This window comes from Zhurongbacter thermophilus (assembly GCF_026184435.1).
Taxonomy (GTDB): domain Bacteria; phylum Coprothermobacterota; class Coprothermobacteria; order Coprothermobacterales; family JAADFF01; genus JAADFF01.
The window spans coordinates 283,259-298,858 of the sequence record NZ_CP046447.1; the positions used below are offsets into that span (position 1 = coordinate 283,259).

Consider the following 15,600-nt stretch of genomic DNA (forward strand, 5'->3'; position numbering starts at 1 on the left):
ATTGGCTTAAAGTTAGAATATTGTTTTATTGTATTATAACATATAAAACAAAAATTACTTTTCTTCCTTTGGAGGTAATACCGGATCTGTAATGCACTTTTTTCCCGGTCCACAGTCATCTTTTGGAACAGAATCTCCTTTGATTCTTTCTTTTACAGTTTCACTGGCTGTTGTTGCTGTTGTAGAGGTAGATGCTGTGGAAGGTGTAATGAGCGTTCGAACAGTATTGGATTTGACACCGTTTTCATCTGCCCCATATGTTTCTGTTTTTTCCATGTTTATCCCACCTTTTTGTAGGGTTGCATGGTTTCCACTTGGAAACCATAAAAATAGTGCAAGGGTCATAATGATAATGATAGATATAGTAGCATATGCCAATTTATATACAGGTTTTGACTGTCTTCTTCTTACAGGTTCTTTATCACCTTTAAGCATACGGGCTATGGGATCTACTTCTTCTACAACATCGGGAAATAGCCATTTTATCCATAGCGGTATCTTTTTTCCTTGTAGTCGTTTTTCGATAATAATATCTGCAATCTTATCTTTTATCTTCATTATCTATCATCTCCCTGAGCCTTCTAATGGCACGGTACTGTAGACTCTTGATGCCTGCTACAGACCTATTCATAGCATTTGCCACTTCTTTTATGCTCATTCCCTCTTTGAACCTCAGTGTGATTACTGTTTTTTCGTCTTCTGGTAACTTATCTACATACTTCCAGATGTCAAATATTTCTTCTTCATCTACTGACTCTTCTGACGCCAGTGTGAGCTTGTCTATTGGTACTTTAGGATATTTGTTTTTTCTCATAAAGTCGATAATCTTGTTGCGAAGTGTTCTATATATTAGACCTCTTAGTGTTGATAATGTTGTTATCTTGTCTGTATACTCCCATATTTTGAAAAGAGTATCTTGTACAAGGTCTTCGGCATCTGCTCGTATGCCAACATATTTCATAGCAAATCCAATAAGCTCATCATAAAGACCGCCAATTATCTGTTCAACCTTGGCCTTTTCTACCATGCCTCACTCCTGTATACGAAAGATGCTGTGAAAGGTATCACTTTTTCATACATGCTAGCCTCAGATATGGAACATTCAGTGGATACCATTCTTTGTATTTAGTGAAACCTATCTCTCTTGCCATTTCTTTCAGGTCAAGTTTGATGAAGTTGTATGCATGTGGACACTCTACTGCTCTAAATATCTTTTCTACTACTGGATGAGCTGTTTCGAGGTCAAATGTGCCGTAGTCAAAGATACAGAAACGGCCATTATCTTTGACGTGGTTGTATGCATTTTCCATAATGATCCTTTGCTTATCGTGGGGAAAGCCGTGGAAGGCAAAAGAGATAAATACAATATCAAATTTCTCATGTAAATCAAATGGTTCTGTGATGGAAGTCTCAACGAATCTAACATTATCACGATCACCGCATCGTTTCATAAAGCGTTTTTTCATACCCTGGCTGATATCTATGCCAACATATGGTGATTTACCTATAAGCCTGAGAAACCTGCGGCAGTTGGCACCAGGTCCTGTGGCAAACTCCAAGACTGAGGTACCGTGATGTGCTCCACTGTGAGCTATGGCTGTCATAAGTATCTCGCCATATCCTCCTAGAGTAGCCGTGTTTAGCAATTCTTCATAGAAGTATGCAAATATGCCATCTATAAATGGTCCATTCTCCATTGGCATAACTCTCTCCCCCTTTCCTTTAATAATACCATGTAGTTTATAATAAAATCAGACCTACAGTTTAGGGAGGTGGTGCGTGTGATTGTAAAAGTTGGTGACAAACAGCCCAGTATTCATGAGACAGCTTATGTCTCTGAGATGGCGTTTCTATCTGGAGATGTCAGGGTAGATGCCGGTGCTTCCGTGTTTCCGTTTGTATCTGCCCGTGGAGACCTTAATTACATTCACATAGGTGAGGGTTCTAATGTACAGGATGGCAGTGTTCTCCATGTGACAGATGAATATCCTGTAGAGATTGGTAAGAATGTCACGGTGGGCCACGGGGCTATTCTTCATGGTTGCACGGTGAAAGATGGAGCCCTTATAGGTATGGGGGCTATTGTCCTTGATGGTGCCATTGTGGAAGAGGGTGCCATTGTAGCTGCCGGTGCATTAGTGCCTCCGGGTAAGGTTGTACCTGCCGGCGCATTGGCCATAGGGTCTCCGTTTAAGGTTGTTAGAGACCTCAGTGATGAGGAAAAGGAGGCCATACTGAAAAATGCAGAGGAATATCAGAGACTAAGAGATATTTATAAGGAGGCCGAAAAGGGTGAGTAAAGGGGTAAATCCCTTTGATTCTGAAGAGGTTGCTGCCTCTTATGACAATTGGTTTGAGACACCTGTTGGTAGGCAAGTAGCTAAGGAAGAGCTCGAAGTGTTTTGGCAGAAAATGGCTCCACTAGGCGATGGAGTGCCACTAAAGACTGTTGGTGGGGGCTGTGGAAGTGGTGTATCTGGAAGTCGCTTTAAAAATGCTCCTCCTTTAAATGTGTTAGAGGTTGGTAGTGGTACTGGTTGGCTACTTGATAAGATGTACCGCAGTCCTTTCAACATTCGCGGGGTTGTTGGCGTTGAGCCATCAGAGCATATGAGAAAGTATGCGGCGAAAAAGTTCGATAAGGTTGTCTCTGATGTCGATGAGATTGCGAGGCTTATCCGCCTAAATCAACGTTTTGTTGGAATTGTGCCTGGTGATGCCATGGCCTTACCGTTTGGTGAAGAGTTATTTGATAGGGTTGTATTTTTCACATCACTTGAATTTGTGCCCGATCCAGATAAGGCTATATGGGAAGCCCTCAGAGTGTTAAAGCCTGGTGGAAGAGTTGTTATTGTTGTACTTAATGGAGAAAGTCCGTGGATGAAGAAGAGAATAGGTAAAGGAGTATTTGCGTCGGGACATTTTCCTACGGTTTCAGAGTTTAAAGAATTTCTTGCCCGTTATGGTGGAAACTATGTATCGGGTGCGGTATATTGGATGCCATCTGAAGAGGATAGGCTTCCTTCATTACTTCCTTTGAGAGCGTGGTGGAATAAGTTATGGGGACTGAAGAACGCGACAGCATTAGTGGGGTACATACCGAAAACATAAAAGAAGTTTCTGCTGGAGGTATAGTCTTTAGAAAAGACGGCTCTACATGGCAGGTGCTTATGGTGAAGAACCGTCGTGGATCTTGGACATTCCCTAAGGGTCGTGTCGAAGATGGAGAGACCCTAGAGCAGACGGCGATTAGGGAAGTTGAAGAGGAAACAGGTATTAAGGCTAAGATTGTTCGCTATGCAGGTTCCGTCTCATATGTTTATCACAAAGATGATGGCATGACAGTTGACAAAAAAGTTCACTTTTTCATCATGAAATACATTTCTGGAATTCCTACACCTGATGGTGTAGAAAATATTGCTGTACGATGGGTAGATCTTCATCGCGTAAAGGATTATATGGCATATGAAAATCTCTGGAAAGTCTATTTAGATGCCATGTTTTCTGTTGTTGGTGGGGATGATGATTTATAAATAAAACTTTGGTATATGCAGTGCATATAAGCCTACATATCCAACTTTTGTTATAATCACAATGTTGAAATATGTGCGGTCAGTGTCTTGTTCAGTGGTCGTACATCATATATGAAAAGAGGTGATGGCCTTGAAGCTACTCAAAGCACTTGGACTGGGTGTTGTGTTTTGGGGAATCTATCTTGTCCTTGTTGGAACGACAAATTCCCAAGAACTACTAGTTGGTGCCATTGTAGCCTTTCTTATTGCCTATGGAACTGTTGAGATGGTGACCTCGTGGGAGGGAGGTCGTACGACGATTGGAGGTATTCTTCTCTTTATCTTTATTTATCTTCCATACTTTATATATGCAATGATTAAGGCAAACCTTGATGTTGCTTACAGAGTACTTCATCCTTCTATGCCAATTAATCCGGCAGTTGTATCGTTTAAGACCAATCTCAAATCTGATCTTGGTAAGCTTATTCTTGCCAATTCTATTACGCTGACACCAGGTACGATTACACTGGAGGTCAAAGATGATGAGTTCTTTATTCACTGGATAGATGCTCCAACATCTGATCCAGAAGAAGCCAAAGAGGCCATTTGTGGCACCTTTGAGAGACTTCTAATGAAGATTACGGGGTGATGCGACATGGGTGTATGGTCTAACATATTGTTTGCCATTTTGCTGTCGGCTATTATACTGGGACTTTATAGACTCATAAAGGGTCCAACTAATGCCGATAGAATGGTGGCGCTGGATATTCTCACCACTTCTACAGTGGTGCTTATTGCATTTTTGGCATGGTATTTCGGAAGGATTATCTATCTCGATATCGCCCTGGTATACGCCGCCTTATCATTTATCGCCGTAATTGTTCTTGGTAGGTATCTGGAAGGGGGTGTATGATATGTGCGATAGAAGAGAAATTTTCTGGGGACTTGTTGTTACTCTGCTTATTATCTTCTTTGCCGCTTCTCCATTTTTGCCTAAGCCATACAACATCTTTTCTAAAAATGTTGTAGGATGGACTTTTATGAGTATAGGTGTATTCTTTGTTTTCCTTGGTTCTCTAGGTCTTGTCAGAATGCCTGACCTGTATTGCAGAATGCAAACTGCAACCAAAGTTACTACACTTGGTGCTCTTTCTATGCTTCTTGGAGTTTCCATTCTTGATAGTAGTGGTGTGTTTGTGCTTAAGGCTATCGTGATTGGTGTATTTCTTCTGCTTACTGCTCCTATTTCTGCCTCTGTTCTTATCAGAGCAGCACACGATGAAGGTGTACCACTGACCGAGGAAACGCAGTTTGATAGGTACGAAGAGTCTAAGGCAGGTGAAGAGGTATGACAGTAGTTAATTTTCTTATATATGTATTGATGGGGCTTATGGTTGTCATGGCTATCATTGCTGCCGAGACAAAGAATCTGCTGTCCGCAGCGATATTCTCAGGATTCATTAGCCTGGTTGTGTCTATGCTTTTTGTGTATTTGCAGGCCCCTGATGTTGCCATGGCTGAGGCGGCTATTGGTGCAGCCCTCTCCCTGGCCATTATCCTGTTTGCTATTAAGCGTACGGGGGAGGTGGAAGAGAAATGAGGCTAAAACATATTCTTGCATGGGTCTTTGTCATACTCTTTGTTGGAGTAGTGGCTTATTCTTTACAGACAGAAGTTCCGTTTGGTCATGACCTTACAAAACTTGCCAAATATTATGTAGATAATACCGCTAAAGAAACTGGTATTCCCAACTTTGTTACAGCTATTGTTGTCTCTTACAGAGGCTTTGATACACTCGGTGAGGTAACTGTTCTTTTGCTTGCCACACTGGGTGTTATTGGTATCTTGCCATGGGAAAAACACGAAAAGGTGAAAAAGGCCCATCCCGTGCTTTTATGGGGTATAAGAATAGTATTTCCTATAATTCTCTTGGTTGGTGTGTATATTGTCATCCACGGACACCTGACACCGGGTGGAGGTTTCCAGGCTGGTGCAGTTATAGCCTCTGCTTTCATGCTATATATGGTGTCCCTGTCTACTCATCTTGACCTTGAGGCATTTGCCTTTACAGAGTCTATTGCGGGAACAGGTTTTGCCCTTATTGGTGTTGCCGGTATCTTCGCCGGTGGAGCATTCCTTTATAACTTCTTGCCTAAGGGTAATCTCTTTGACCTGTTCTCTGGTGGTATTATCCCCATTGTCTACATTCTTATAGGCCTCAAAGTTAGTAGTGAGCTTACCGAGGTAGTCTCCCATATGATGAAGGGAGGGGCTGAGCAATGATGTTTTATATAGCAGCTTTATCACTGATTGGTATAGGTCTATATGTTGTTCTAACAAAGAAAAACCTTGTTAAAGTCCTCATAGGCATTTCCATTGCCGACAGTGGTGTTAACCTACTGCTTATATCTGTTGGATATCTCAAAGGTGGAACTGCGCCAATATTGGAAAAGGGACTAAATAAGCCTATGGTTGACCCTGTGCCTCAGGCACTGGTGCTTACAGCCATTGTCATTGGTGTTGCAACACTTGCTCTTGCTATGGCAGTAGTTATTGATGTGAAAAGACACTTTGGCACTGTTGAGCTGGATAAGGTCATCAAGATGATGCGTGGAGGTGATGGCAGTGACGCTTAAACTATTTGATCCAATGCTAATGATAGGTATATCTCTTGCCATAGTCTTCTTGATGCCCATTTGGAAGGCACTGGGTGGTAAGAAGTTGGCATGGGCTGTTTCTGTGCTTTTGTATGCCTTTAATACTCTTTTTATGATAGGAGTTGCCTATAGGGCTACTTTGTATCCAGAGGGCCTTATCATTAAGATAGGTGGTTTTAAGCCTCCATTTGGCATTGTGCTACATGTAACATTTTGGGGTGCTGTACTTAGCACATTTGTGTGGTTTGTGGCATTCCTGTCTATTATGTATGCATCTACACGTTACGATGCCGAACCAGCAGATGTGTATTATGCCCTTTTGACTCTTTTAGCACTGGGTTCTTCTGGAATGTTCCTAACAGGTGATATCTTTAACCTGTTTGTATTTACCGAAATTACAGCTTTGGCGGCATTTGGCTTGTCAGCCTTTATGAAGAAGAAGGGGACAGCTTATGCCACTATTAAATACATTATTATGGCAGAAGTTGCCTCTGCGTTCCTTCTCGTTGCCATAGCACTTCTTTACGGTAAGCTGGGGACTCTCAATATGCTTGATGCCCAGCAGACATTAAAGACTGTTGGCATGACAGGGGCTATGGTGCTTAGTGTTCTATTCTTCCTTGTAGGTTATGGGGTTGAGGCAGAGATTTTCCCTCTGAACCTCTGGGCACCAGATGTATATAAATATGTGCCTGAAGAGGTTATAGCCCTGTTTATATCTGGTTCTTCTAAGGCAGCAGCCTTTGCATGGTTGAGAATGTGGGTTATGGTGTTTGGTGTTCCTCAGAAGATGCTTCAGACTATGCTGTGGATTGGTATTGTCACCTTTGCCTTTGCAGAAGTCATGGCATATTCTCAGAAGAGTTTCCGTAGGACTTTAGGTTATGCTTCTTTGGGACAGGCAGGTCTTGTGTTTGTGGCTATAAGCTTGGGTTGTGAACTGGCTCTTAAGGCTGCATTCCTTCTTATGATTAATCATATTCTGTCTGAGGCTATTCTCTTCTACATTGCCGGTAATATTGGTGAAGATGGTGCTCCTGCCAATGTGAGAATTCCATTGGTATTTGGTTTTCTTGGAGCTGTATCTATGCCACCATTTATCGGTTTCTGGGGAAAGATATTCCTCTTTATGGCACTGGCTAAGGCAGGGTATTGGGTAATGTTTGTGCTCATTGCCCTTTTCTCCATAGTGGAAATAGCCTATATGTATAAGTGGTTTATCTCCCTTTATAAGGGTACAGGCAAGATGGATCTTGTTCGCAGCTTCTCTCCTATCATGTTGACCCTTGTGTCTTTTGCCATGTGGTTCATGCCATTTGTGCCCAAGATTATGGACCTTCTTGACCTTGCCATTAAACCCTTCCTTCAGAAAGGGGTGATGTAGTGTGGGTATGCTAACGCACTGGTCTGTGCTTACTGTGCCAATGGTGCTTGTGCTGGGATCAATACTGGCGGCGCTATTTGGCCTTATAAAGAATGAGAAAGCAAAACGCGTTCTTCAAATGATATCTACAACTGCTGCAGCAGCCTTTGCACTGTATGTCAATATTGCCCTTGTGGCAGGATGGAAAGGTGTGCCTAAGATGGCTGATCTCAAGCCATTTACTGTAAAACTTACAGAAACACTAACCTTGAGCTGGCAGTATTACTGGATAACAGGCACATTTGCCATTTTGGTGATGGGTGTACTTATGTTTGTTCTTGCATATGCCCTTGAGACATTCAAAGATGATGAGAATACAACACCGTTTTATGTTCTGACACCACTTCTTACTGCTGCTATCTATATGACTTTGGCTTCTGTAAATCTTATTGCCCTTTTCTTCTCTTGGGAGCTTATGTCTTTCGTGGCATTCTTGATGCTCCTTTACTACGATCGCACTAAAGAGGGTGGCCCATGGCTATATGCCTTCTGGTCTGGTGTGGGTGCTATGTCTATGATTGCCGGCATCTTTCTGTTCTATCTGGCATCTGATGGTAAGACAGGTTTTGGTCTGTTTGAGCTCATGCAAACTGTTCCTGTGCTTACCATTAAACACCCATATATGACTCTGGCAGCTGTATTGCTTTTAGGTGTTCCATTTATGATTAAGGCTTCTATTCCACCTTTCCATACATGGGCACCACGCACATATGGAAGCACTCATCCTTCCGTTGCGGCATTCTTCTCTGCCGCATATTCCAAGGTTGGTATCTTTGCCATGCTCATGTGGGTATATATGTTTGTAGGTACTGTTATGAGTGGTAAGTGGGTGACAACACTTGGTGCCAACTTTAGAAACATGCCCACTGCATTCTTCATATTGGCAATACTTCTGGCATTTGGAGCTGTATTTACTTCACTCCTTGCCTTTGCCCAGAAAGATGCCATGTATCTTCTTGCCTATTCTTCTATGGGTCAACTCATGTATATGGTTATGGCCCTTGTGCTTGGTATAGGTATTACAGTAGGGTATCAGAAGGACATGAATGTTACTATGACCGTGTATACATTGGGTTTCTTTGGTGCCATTTATCATGCTTATGCTCATGGTGTATTTGAAATGGCGGCATATATGGCATTGGGTGCTGCATATAAGCGTTCTGGTGGTGAGACTGAGTTTAATAAGCTTGGCGCTTATGCTCACCGTATGCCTGTGACATTCTTTATGGGCTTCCTTGCCATGCTCTCCACTGTTTCCATCCCACTTATGTGGGGATTTGCATCTAAGTATCTCATCTATCAGGCAGCGTTGTATGGTAGGTTCTTCGTTTTGTCTGCTATGGCTCTAATTGCCGGTACCGCTTCTTTCTTGTATGCGTTCCGCTACATTCACGGTATTTGGTGGGGACAGCCTACAAAGGGATATGACTTCATGCACTCTGTAAAAGAGGTATCTGCATGGGGCATAATTATAGCATTGGTGGTAATGGGCCTTACTGTGCTTGGTGGTGCTATTCCCGGTCAGGTACTCAACTTTATTACTGGTAATGCTGTCAATCAGATGGTTATGCAAAGTGCTATGGCTGGTGGTCCTCTTCTGATAGATAAGGCCGTTTACATGGTTAATGGTTTCTCTATACTCCACTTTGGGTACTTGGCTATTCTCTTTACTGTAGGTATTCTTGTTGCCCTCTTGGTTTACACAACATCTGGTGGTTCTCGCAAGGTCAATCTTGATGATTTCTATAACTCTGCAGAACCATATAGACCTGAGTGGCAGGTTCAGCTTATCGGTGCTTTCTACGGTCCTATTGAGAGGGTTATTGAGCCATACTTCAAGGTATCTATTGAGAGGGTATACAACTGGCTTGGCGGTATATTTGGTTGGTTTGCCTCATATATTGAAAGTTGGAATACTGGAGATACCCGTGACTATACATGGGCACTGGCAGGGCTTATTGTCCTGCTTATGGTGCTCTGGGTATTTTAAGGGGGTGTGAGATGTGAATACAGCAACTGTAGTAGGGACTGCTTCTATGGGTGCTAAGTTTTTAGGTGCCCTAGTGCTGACACTAAAAGTGCTAATATATCTGTTCCTAATGGTCATGATAGGTCTATTCCTAATGGGTATCTACAGGAAATTTACAGCCCGAGTTCAGTACAGAGTTGGTCCGCCTATATGGCAGCCATATATTGATGTTATAAAGCTCTTGTCTAAAAAAGATGCCGCAACGAAAAATTGGGTCTTTGACCTTGGTGTGATAATGGGACTGGGTGGCCCACTGGCACTGCTTCTATTCTTGCCGTTGGACACTATTGTTGGTTTGAACTTCCATACCAAAGGTGACCTTATACTGATTCTTTATCTTGCCGTTGTCGGTCCTCTGGGCTTTGCACTAGCTGCATCAGTAGGTGCTTCTCCATGGGGTGCCATAGGTGTTGGTCGTGCCCTGTCTATGATGCTTGGCTATGAGTTGCCATTTATTCTTGGTTTGCTTGCTGTTGTGGCCAAGGATGGTACACTATTGCTTCAGAAAGTTTCTGCAGCCCAGAGCATGTGGAATCCTACGGGGTGGCATTATTTCCAGTGGCCACTGATACTTGCCGCCATTGGTGCACATATAGCCTTACAGGGTGTTATGTCTGAGAAGCCATTTGACCAGGCTATTGCACCGCATGAAATAGCTTCTGGTATTATGGTTGAGTTTGGTGGTAAATATCTTGGTATGATGCTCCTCATGAAGGCTGCATCTTTGATGGCAGAGCTTGGTTTATTTGCCGTGTTCTTCTTAGGTGGTACAACAGCATGGGATACTATAGTGAAGATATTTGCGCTATTTATCATAGCAATATCCTTTGATGCCGTACTTGGTAGATTTCGTCCTGATCAGGCATTTACCGTTCTTTGGAAGTGGCCAACCATCATTGCTTTGCTTGGCCTACTTCTAACAGTCTTTGCGTGAGGTGATGTGAGATGGTAGAGTGGTTGAAACTTGTTGATAAAGCAAGATCACGCAGTATATGGATGCTTATGTATTGTACAGGTTGTGGTGCTATGGAGCTTCCTCCAGCTATGACCTCAAGGTTTGATATGGAGCGTTTTGGTATCATGCCTATGGCAACACCAAGACAGGCAGATGTTATACTCGTAACAGGTTATGTGACCAAGAAAACACTGAAGAGAATTATCTATGCCTATGAGCAGATGCCAGCTCCTAAGTGGGTTGTTTCCCATGGTTCTTGTCCTATCAATGGTGGTGTTTACTGGGATAGTCATGCTACGGTTAATAGGTTAGATCTATTCCTTCCTGTTGATCTGTATGTTGCCGGTTGCATGCCAAGAGCCGAGGCTAACATGAAGATGTTTACCGAACTAATGGATATGATTGCCAAGGGCGAGGCCCGTGGTTGGGAAGAGTATGTGAAAAACAGAGATTATTATAAGGAGAATCAGCGTAAGCTCTTTGGATATGACCTTGTCTTTACAGATGGGAGGTCTGCCCTATGAGAGTGGAAGAGGTTATCAAGGCAATACAAGATAAATTTGGACTAGAGGTAGAAAGCCCATATCCTAGAAGACTCAGGGTAAGGATTCCTGCCGAAGGTAAATCGGAAGAAGAGAGAAGGCAGATGCTCAGAGACTTGCTTCAGTATGCGAAAGAGATAGGGTTTCAGCATATGTCTTTCATTACATGTGTTGACTTTATCAAAGATGGTAGGTTTGAGCTGAACTATGGGCTATGGTCATATACGATACCTACCATGCTTGTGGTAAAGTATGATCTCGACAGGGAAAACCCCAAGCATATAACAGTGGTAGATATTTGGAAACCTGCCAAAACTTGGGAGCAGGAAGTCCACGAGATGTTTGGTGTTGAATTTGATGGTAATCCCAGGTCTTTTGAGCCTTATGTGCTTGAAGATTGGGATAGCATTCCACCACTGAGAAAAGATTTTGATCCCGTTCAGTACCTTAAGGAACATCCAATGCAGGGAGCAGGATATGATCCGCTACCTTATGTAAACTTGGTAGAAAAGAATCTTGAGCAGCCAACAGTAGAGGAGACAGGGGGTGACGAGGGTGCCGATTCGTGAGCTTGTTGTTACATATGATTTTCCAACAGATTTACACTTGGGTCCGCAGCACCCCGGTATTCATGGAAACTTTGCCTATATATTAAAAGTCGACGGTGAAAAGATTATCGAAGCAAAGATTGTCCCAGGTTATCTACATCGTGCCTTTGAGAAGCTTATGGAACGTAGAACATGGATAAATAATATTGCCCTTATACCCCGTGTATGTGTTCCTGAGCCTGATGTTAATGAATATGCCTTTAACGCAGCCATAGAGCGTATAGCCGGTTGGGAGATTCCACCAAGGGCTAAATATATAAGAACCGTTGTGTTGGAAATGGCTCGTATTTCCGCTTATCTTATGTATCTTGCATCTATGGGTGGTGGTGTTGGTGTCTACCCACTAACACAATGGGCATTTGGTGATAGAGATTACATTCTTGATCTCTTTGAAGCACTTACAGGTGCCCGTGTCTATCATATCTATATGATTGCAGGTGGTGTTAGAAGAGATATACCGGAAGGTTGGCTTGATAAATTAGAGGAAACATTGAAATATCTTGAGGGTAGGCTAAAGGAATACGACAAACTTGTTATGAATAGTGCTGTTGTTCAGCGAAGACTTGTTGGTTTGGCACCCATCACCCCTGAGTATGCTATGGAACATGGTGTTACAGGTCCGAACCTCAGGGCTACAGGTGTACCATATGACCTGAGAAAGCTTGACCCATATGCAGCCTATGATGAGCTTGACTTTGAGGTTGTCACGGAAAAAGATGGTGATGCTTGGGCAAGATTCATGGTAAGAAGAAGAGAAATAGACCAGTCTATTGACCTTCTCAGGCAACTTATTGACAAGCTGAGGAAGGACGATACACCACATATTCACCAGCCATATAGCGGTTTGGCATTTAAGGTGCCTCAGGGTGAGGCTTATGTGCATATAGAATCCACCAAGGGTGAGTTTGGTTATTATGTGTGGTCTGATGGTGGATTTAATCCATACAGGGTATTTGTTAGAGGACCAACAACCTCTCATGCCGGTGTGCTGATGGAAGATATCGTAGTGGGACAGGAACTTGCAGACTTTTCTCTAATCGATGGTTCCTTTGATATATGCCCACCGGACTTGGATAAGTGAGGTGATGAAGGGTGATAGGATATTTAGCACCACTAAGAGCTCTAAAGTTTCTGTTTATAAAACCACATACCGTAAGGGTGCCAGATAAAGTATGGCCCCGTTGGCCAGACTTTGCCGACCCAAGAGAGGGTAAATCTGTTTATCGTGGTACCCATGATAACGACTGGACAAAGTGTATTGGCTGTGGTAACTGCTCCCGTATTTGTCCTGCCATGGCCATTGAAATGAAGGAAGTTCCTAAAGAGGTCCTCGATGAGATAGGTGCCAAAGGTGTCAATAAGCGTCCACAGATTGACTATGGTAGATGTACATTCTGTGCCCTGTGTGTAGATGTGTGCCCCAGTGGTTCTCTGACAATGACAGATAACTATACATGGGTTACTACCGATGCCAGAGATCATAGGTACTTTTTCCCAGGCGCTGAGAAGTGGAAATATGCATCTGGTGATGTTCACACGTGGCATAAAAATCCACAGTCTGACCTACTCAGACCTAAACCATGGGTGAAGAAACCACCTCAGCCTGCCGGTGAAGGTAAATAATCAAATATGATGTAAAGCGGTAGAGGGGCCATATAGGCCCCTCTTTTTTATTGATAATGTTAGTATAGAGATAGGAAGGAGATGATTATTATGAAAAAGTTGCTTTCTATACTTACCCTGCTTTCTGTTCTTATACTATTTTCTGCATGTTCTGTAAGCGTTGGATATTCTTCCAATCTTGATGCACTAAAAAAGTGGACGGATAAGTATATTTCTACCTACTATGACCTCTTTAAACAATATGAGGGCAAGACTAATGCCGACCTTATGAAAGATGAAGCCGGTTATAAGGCCATGGTGGAAACTCAAAAGAAACTGGCCTCAGAGTCTTATCCGTATGATTCTTCTAAGAAAATGGCCGATGTGGCATATGTAAAATCACATGTTAGTGGTGATACTGCATATTTCTTTGTGTATACCCCCATTCCCGATGATGATAAGGATATAGCTGAGACAATGGCAGAGATTAAGGGAGACCATTATTATGTCATAGGAGTTGTCGTTATAAAAGCTGGCTCTGATATACAGAATACCCCAGATGACAAACTTGTTATTAAGAGCGTAGAGAAAAAGGTGTATGTGTCATCTAAACTACCCGTAGAGGATTAATTTTAGAAAAAACTATATTTCTTGCTCCTTTTGGGATGTCATTAGCATGAATTGACGTTAACTATAATTGGGTTGTTTTTATAAAGTTGAGGGTATAGTTTTTACCCTTACCATATTGCTCTATAACTCTGAATCCATGTTTTTCAGCAAGTTTTTTTACTCTTGGCATAGGCAAGAAATCGGGATCTCCCGGTTGTTCGGTAATGGACAGTATACCATGAGGTTTCAATACCCTATGTATTTCAGAAATACACAAAGAAGGTTTGGGTATTTCTCCCAATACCGCCACTAAAAACACTACATCGAATGTGCTATCGTTGTAGGGTAAATTGGTGGCATCTCCTTGCGTAAAGGTAACATTGGTTAGCCCTAATTTGACTATTTTTCTTTTAGCCTTTTCAAGCATTTCTTTCTGTATATCTAGTAAGTCTAAGTGTCCTTGACTGAGTCTTTTGGCAACCTCAACACTGAAATAACCAGGTCCAGGACCTATTTCCAGTACATGGTAATCTTTCTTAAGATGAAGTCTGTTAGCTAGTTGCTTTGGAGAAAGAATAAGTTTTCGAAATGGCAATTCTAAGAAAAAAGATGTGTAGTGTGGAAAAACTCCCTTGCCGAAGAAGTCTTTTATAATATTTCCCCAACTTCTAAAGAGCATTTTATTACCCCCTGCTGTTAGTGTTTGTTAATAGTATAGCTATGGATGAATAAATAGTTCTCTGTATGTCTGAACTTTATATGCGCTTGGTGTTATGAGGCAACATAATAGGCTAATGGCAGGAGGTGGCATTAATCTATATAATAGTATCCTTTCTCTATTCCCCTATGGGTAGGCTAAAAACAAATAACATAAGGAGGTGTATGCCATATGGCAACTTAGTTTCCACCCCCTATGGGTAGGCTAAAAACCGGGTAAACCTGCCCGTATGCCTACCATACACAAGCGTTTCCACCCCCTATGGGTAGGCTAAAAACTCACTCAAAGGGCGGTGGATATACCCGCTAAACCGAGTTTCCACCCCCTATGGGTAGGCTAAAAACGAGCATACTGCGCAGAGAGTCAATGGCTGTTTCTTCGGTTTCCACCCCCTATGGGTAGGCTAAAAACCGTAAAATTAGGCTCTGTAACTTATTTTATCATTTTTATTTTTTCACGAGGTGGGGTATATGCACGTTGACATACGAAATAATTTATACTGTAATGTTTCCTATCTAATATTCGAGGTGTACTTAACCCATTTTAAATAATGTAGAAAGTCGGAGACGATAGATAAAAGTGTATTATCGGCTATTGTTAACGATATAGTTTCGATATAACAAAAGTTAGTTATAATAAATGCGTCAATGTTTTAGTCTTAAATTGGAGGTGATTGTGTTGGTAGCCGCTACAATAGCAATATCTATGGTGTGTTTCATCGTTGTTGCTTATCTACTTTATAAAAATGGAAAAGCCAACAGAATCGATGCGATTTTACCGTTTATCTTGGTATTGCCGGGAGTGTATTTGCATCCTGAACTTTCCATTTATATAGCCATTATGGTCGTTTTTTATACTGTTCTTATTGTTCTTGTTTTTACTGTTTATAAAGATGCTCAAAAAGGTTTCTTGGATAAGTGAAGGTTTCTAAATATATCTATTTAA

General features: G+C 42.1%; 22 protein-coding genes. 18 read left to right on the forward strand and 4 right to left on the reverse strand.

Going from position 1 to position 15,600, the window contains the following annotated elements; translation table 11 throughout:
• Positions 1 to 54 precede the first annotated feature (54 nt).
• From GM182_RS01175 to GM182_RS01185, 3 genes are read right to left on the reverse strand one after another with little or no spacing between them, the layout of a single operon-like run.
• Complete coding sequence (locus GM182_RS01175) at positions 55 to 558, reverse strand: hypothetical protein (protein ID WP_449186774.1); 504 nt, start codon at positions 556 to 558, stop codon at positions 55 to 57.
• Positions 542 to 1,027, reverse strand: a complete 486-nt coding sequence (locus GM182_RS01180; RefSeq protein ID WP_449186775.1) for an RNA polymerase sigma factor — start codon at positions 1,025 to 1,027, stop codon at positions 542 to 544. The genes GM182_RS01175 and GM182_RS01180 overlap by 17 nt, the downstream gene beginning before the upstream one ends.
• A gap of 37 nt (positions 1,028 to 1,064) precedes the next feature.
• Entirely contained in the window at positions 1,065 to 1,703 is a 639-nt protein-coding gene (locus tag GM182_RS01185) for a class I SAM-dependent methyltransferase (RefSeq protein WP_449186776.1), read from the reverse strand.
• A 78-nt stretch (positions 1,704 to 1,781) separates the two neighbouring features.
• Here GM182_RS01185 and GM182_RS01190 point away from each other — a divergent pair, with 78 nt between their 5' ends.
• The 17 genes from GM182_RS01190 to GM182_RS01270 all read left to right on the forward strand — a co-directional run bounded on the left by GM182_RS01190 (position 1,782) and on the right by GM182_RS01270 (position 13,958).
• Positions 1,782 to 2,300, forward strand: a complete 519-nt coding sequence (locus tag GM182_RS01190) for a gamma carbonic anhydrase family protein (protein WP_449186777.1) — start codon at positions 1,782 to 1,784, stop codon at positions 2,298 to 2,300.
• On the forward strand, positions 2,293 to 3,111 hold the full coding sequence (locus GM182_RS01195) for a class I SAM-dependent methyltransferase (RefSeq protein ID WP_449186778.1): 819 nt from the start codon (positions 2,293 to 2,295) through the stop codon (positions 3,109 to 3,111). Before GM182_RS01190 ends, GM182_RS01195 begins: the two co-directional genes overlap by 8 nt.
• Positions 3,060 to 3,533 carry an NUDIX hydrolase gene (locus GM182_RS01200; RefSeq protein WP_449186779.1) on the forward strand — a complete coding sequence of 158 codons (474 nt, stop codon included), beginning with the start codon at positions 3,060 to 3,062 and terminating at the stop codon, positions 3,531 to 3,533. The genes GM182_RS01195 and GM182_RS01200 overlap by 52 nt, the downstream gene beginning before the upstream one ends.
• Before the next feature lie 130 nt (positions 3,534 to 3,663).
• Positions 3,664 to 4,161, forward strand: coding sequence for a Na+/H+ antiporter subunit E (locus GM182_RS01205; RefSeq protein ID WP_449186780.1), 498 nt, complete (start codon positions 3,664 to 3,666; stop codon positions 4,159 to 4,161).
• A gap of 6 nt (positions 4,162 to 4,167) precedes the next feature.
• Entirely contained in the window at positions 4,168 to 4,425 is a 258-nt protein-coding gene (locus GM182_RS01210) for a monovalent cation/H+ antiporter complex subunit F (RefSeq protein ID WP_449186781.1), read from the forward strand.
• 1 nt (position 4,426) lies between these two features.
• A complete protein-coding gene (gene mnhG, locus GM182_RS01215) occupies positions 4,427 to 4,864 on the forward strand; it encodes a monovalent cation/H(+) antiporter subunit G (RefSeq protein ID WP_449186782.1) in 438 nt (145 codons plus the stop codon).
• Entirely contained in the window at positions 4,861 to 5,112 is a 252-nt protein-coding gene (locus GM182_RS01220; protein ID WP_449186783.1) for a hydrogenase subunit MbhD domain-containing protein, read from the forward strand. The genes mnhG and GM182_RS01220 overlap by 4 nt, the downstream gene beginning before the upstream one ends.
• Entirely contained in the window at positions 5,109 to 5,795 is a 687-nt protein-coding gene (mbhE, locus tag GM182_RS01225) for a Na(+)/H(+) antiporter subunit B (RefSeq protein WP_449186784.1), read from the forward strand. The genes GM182_RS01220 and mbhE overlap by 4 nt, the downstream gene beginning before the upstream one ends.
• On the forward strand, positions 5,792 to 6,148 hold the full coding sequence (locus tag GM182_RS01230) for a sodium:proton antiporter (RefSeq protein ID WP_449186785.1): 357 nt from the start codon (positions 5,792 to 5,794) through the stop codon (positions 6,146 to 6,148). The genes mbhE and GM182_RS01230 overlap by 4 nt, the downstream gene beginning before the upstream one ends.
• Positions 6,138 to 7,553 carry a proton-conducting transporter transmembrane domain-containing protein gene (locus GM182_RS01235; RefSeq protein WP_449186786.1) on the forward strand — a complete coding sequence of 472 codons (1,416 nt, stop codon included), beginning with the start codon at positions 6,138 to 6,140 and terminating at the stop codon, positions 7,551 to 7,553. Before GM182_RS01230 ends, GM182_RS01235 begins: the two co-directional genes overlap by 11 nt.
• Before the next feature lie 7 nt (positions 7,554 to 7,560).
• On the forward strand, positions 7,561 to 9,582 hold the full coding sequence (locus GM182_RS01240; RefSeq protein WP_449187264.1) for a proton-conducting transporter transmembrane domain-containing protein: 2,022 nt from the start codon (positions 7,561 to 7,563) through the stop codon (positions 9,580 to 9,582).
• Positions 9,583 to 9,595: 13 nt separating this feature from the next.
• Positions 9,596 to 10,555 carry a respiratory chain complex I subunit 1 family protein gene (locus tag GM182_RS01245; RefSeq protein WP_449186787.1) on the forward strand — a complete coding sequence of 320 codons (960 nt, stop codon included), beginning with the start codon at positions 9,596 to 9,598 and terminating at the stop codon, positions 10,553 to 10,555.
• Positions 10,556 to 10,566: 11 nt separating this feature from the next.
• Positions 10,567 to 11,100 carry an NADH-quinone oxidoreductase subunit NuoB gene (locus GM182_RS01250; RefSeq protein ID WP_449186788.1) on the forward strand — a complete coding sequence of 178 codons (534 nt, stop codon included), beginning with the start codon at positions 10,567 to 10,569 and terminating at the stop codon, positions 11,098 to 11,100.
• Positions 11,097 to 11,687, forward strand: coding sequence for an NADH-quinone oxidoreductase subunit C (locus tag GM182_RS01255; protein WP_449186789.1), 591 nt, complete (start codon positions 11,097 to 11,099; stop codon positions 11,685 to 11,687). The genes GM182_RS01250 and GM182_RS01255 overlap by 4 nt, the downstream gene beginning before the upstream one ends.
• Positions 11,674 to 12,807, forward strand: a complete 1,134-nt coding sequence (locus tag GM182_RS01260) for an NADH-quinone oxidoreductase subunit D (RefSeq protein ID WP_449186790.1) — start codon at positions 11,674 to 11,676, stop codon at positions 12,805 to 12,807. Before GM182_RS01255 ends, GM182_RS01260 begins: the two co-directional genes overlap by 14 nt.
• An 11-nt stretch (positions 12,808 to 12,818) precedes the next feature.
• Complete coding sequence (locus GM182_RS01265) at positions 12,819 to 13,349, forward strand: 4Fe-4S binding protein (protein WP_449186791.1); 531 nt, start codon at positions 12,819 to 12,821, stop codon at positions 13,347 to 13,349.
• 90 nt (positions 13,350 to 13,439) lie between these two features.
• The gene (locus GM182_RS01270; RefSeq protein ID WP_449186792.1) at positions 13,440 to 13,958 is read left to right on the forward strand and encodes a hypothetical protein; all 519 of its coding nucleotides are present in this window, start codon (positions 13,440 to 13,442) and stop codon (positions 13,956 to 13,958) included.
• 61 nt (positions 13,959 to 14,019) lie between these two features.
• Here GM182_RS01270 and GM182_RS01275 read toward each other — a convergent pair whose 3' ends face one another.
• Complete coding sequence (locus tag GM182_RS01275) at positions 14,020 to 14,616, reverse strand: class I SAM-dependent methyltransferase (protein ID WP_449186793.1); 597 nt, start codon at positions 14,614 to 14,616, stop codon at positions 14,020 to 14,022.
• Positions 14,617 to 15,333: 717 nt separating this feature from the next.
• Here GM182_RS01275 and GM182_RS01280 point away from each other — a divergent pair.
• Positions 15,334 to 15,576 carry a hypothetical protein gene (locus GM182_RS01280; protein WP_449186794.1) on the forward strand — a complete coding sequence of 81 codons (243 nt, stop codon included), beginning with the start codon at positions 15,334 to 15,336 and terminating at the stop codon, positions 15,574 to 15,576.
• The last annotated feature ends 24 nt before the right edge of the window (positions 15,577 to 15,600 follow it).

Excerpts from the sequence above, each read along its gene's own strand:
- GM182_RS01175 (WP_449186774.1), bottom strand. The coding sequence starts at position 558 with ATGAAGATAAAAGATAAGATTGCAGATATTATTATCGAAAAACGACTA.
- GM182_RS01180 (WP_449186775.1), bottom strand. The coding sequence starts at position 1,027 with ATGGTAGAAAAGGCCAAGGTTGAACAGATAATTGGCGGTCTTTATGAT.
- GM182_RS01185 (WP_449186776.1), bottom strand. The coding sequence starts at position 1,703 with ATGCCAATGGAGAATGGACCATTTATAGATGGCATATTTGCATACTTC.
- GM182_RS01200 (WP_449186779.1), top strand. The coding sequence starts at position 3,060 with ATGGGGACTGAAGAACGCGACAGCATTAGTGGGGTACATACCGAAAAC.
- GM182_RS01210 (WP_449186781.1), top strand. The coding sequence starts at position 4,168 with ATGGGTGTATGGTCTAACATATTGTTTGCCATTTTGCTGTCGGCTATT.
- mnhG (WP_449186782.1), top strand. The coding sequence starts at position 4,427 with ATGTGCGATAGAAGAGAAATTTTCTGGGGACTTGTTGTTACTCTGCTT.
- GM182_RS01220 (WP_449186783.1), top strand. The coding sequence starts at position 4,861 with ATGACAGTAGTTAATTTTCTTATATATGTATTGATGGGGCTTATGGTT.
- mbhE (WP_449186784.1), top strand. The coding sequence starts at position 5,109 with ATGAGGCTAAAACATATTCTTGCATGGGTCTTTGTCATACTCTTTGTT.
- GM182_RS01230 (WP_449186785.1), top strand. The coding sequence starts at position 5,792 with ATGATGTTTTATATAGCAGCTTTATCACTGATTGGTATAGGTCTATAT.
- GM182_RS01240 (WP_449187264.1), top strand. The coding sequence starts at position 7,561 with ATGCTAACGCACTGGTCTGTGCTTACTGTGCCAATGGTGCTTGTGCTG.
- GM182_RS01250 (WP_449186788.1), top strand. The coding sequence starts at position 10,567 with ATGGTAGAGTGGTTGAAACTTGTTGATAAAGCAAGATCACGCAGTATA.
- GM182_RS01255 (WP_449186789.1), top strand. The coding sequence starts at position 11,097 with ATGAGAGTGGAAGAGGTTATCAAGGCAATACAAGATAAATTTGGACTA.
- GM182_RS01270 (WP_449186792.1), top strand. The coding sequence starts at position 13,440 with ATGAAAAAGTTGCTTTCTATACTTACCCTGCTTTCTGTTCTTATACTA.
- GM182_RS01275 (WP_449186793.1), bottom strand. The coding sequence starts at position 14,616 with ATGCTCTTTAGAAGTTGGGGAAATATTATAAAAGACTTCTTCGGCAAG.